The following is a 936-nucleotide window of genomic DNA, read 5'->3' on the forward strand; positions in this document are numbered from 1 at the left end:
GGGGTCTCCCCCTGTTAGAGTAGGACGTCGCTAGGCTAGATATAAAATGGAGGATTAGCTCAGCTGGGAGAGCACCTGCCTTACAAGCAGGGGGTCGGCGGTTCGATCCCGTCATCCTCCACCATTTATTTTTACTTGCCGGTTTAGCTCAATTGGTAGAGCAACTGACTTGTAATCAGTAGGTTGGGGGTTCAAGTCCTCTAGCCGGCACCATTTTGCACGAGCCATTAGCTCAGTCGGTAGAGCATCTGACTTTTAATCAGAGGGTCGAAGGTTCGAGTCCTTCATGGCTCACCATTTATACACGCGGGTGTGGCGGAATTGGCAGACGCGCTAGACTTAGGATCTAGTGTCTTTGACGTGGGGGTTCGAGTCCCTTCACCCGCACCAATTTCCTTTTAAAAAACAAAATATGTTTGCGGAAGTAGTTCAGTGGTAGAATACAACCTTGCCAAGGTTGGGGTCGCGGGTTCGAATCCCGTCTTCCGCTCCAAAGTTATTGTATGTGCCGGGGTGGCGGAACTGGCAGACGCACAGGACTTAAAATCCTGCGGTAGGTGACTACCGTACCGGTTCGATTCCGGTCCTCGGCACCACATACATGCGCCCTTAGCTCAGCTGGATAGAGTGTTTGACTACGAATCAAAAGGTCGGGAGTTCGAATCTCTCAGGGCGCGCCATGTTTTACGGGAAGTGGCTCAGCTTGGTAGAGCACCTGGTTTGGGACCAGGGGGTCGCAGGTTCAAATCCTGTCTTCCCGACCATTATAACAAATATGTTATTTGGGGCTTTAGCTCAGCTGGGAGAGCGCCTGCCTTGCACGCAGGAGGTCAGCGGTTCGATCCCGCTAAGCTCCACCATTTTTCAGAAAATGTTTCTGACATTTTCTTTTTTATTGCAAAAAAGTTCTTTGAAAACTGAACAAAAGAAATAGGT

Annotated in this window: 9 tRNA genes; all 9 read left to right on the top strand. The window is 50.0% G+C overall.

Annotated features, from left to right (window positions below):
* Positions 1–48: 48 nt before the first annotated feature.
* The 9 genes from AWM68_RS13605 (at position 49) to AWM68_RS13645 (ending at position 860) form a co-directional block, all read left to right on the top strand.
* A tRNA-Val gene (locus AWM68_RS13605) sits at positions 49–124 on the top strand.
* A 13-nt stretch (positions 125–137) separates the two neighbouring features.
* Positions 138–213, top strand: a tRNA-Thr gene (locus AWM68_RS13610).
* A gap of 8 nt (positions 214–221) precedes the next feature.
* Positions 222–297 (top strand) — tRNA-Lys (locus tag AWM68_RS13615).
* 9 nt (positions 298–306) lie between these two features.
* Positions 307–390, top strand: a tRNA-Leu gene (locus AWM68_RS13620).
* Positions 391–418: 28 nt separating this feature from the next.
* A tRNA-Gly gene (locus tag AWM68_RS13625) sits at positions 419–493 on the top strand.
* 14 nt (positions 494–507) lie between these two features.
* A tRNA-Leu gene (locus AWM68_RS13630) sits at positions 508–596 on the top strand.
* A gap of 7 nt (positions 597–603) precedes the next feature.
* Positions 604–680 (top strand) — tRNA-Arg (locus AWM68_RS13635).
* 7 nt (positions 681–687) lie between these two features.
* Positions 688–764: transfer RNA gene (locus AWM68_RS13640), tRNA-Pro, on the top strand.
* Between the two features lie 20 nt (positions 765–784).
* Positions 785–860 (top strand) — tRNA-Ala (locus AWM68_RS13645).
* The last annotated feature ends 76 nt before the right edge of the window (positions 861–936 follow it).

Origin of the sequence: Fictibacillus phosphorivorans, from assembly GCF_001619875.1 — a bacterium.
Taxonomy (GTDB): Bacteria; Bacillota; Bacilli; order Bacillales; family Fictibacillaceae; genus Fictibacillus; species Fictibacillus phosphorivorans_B.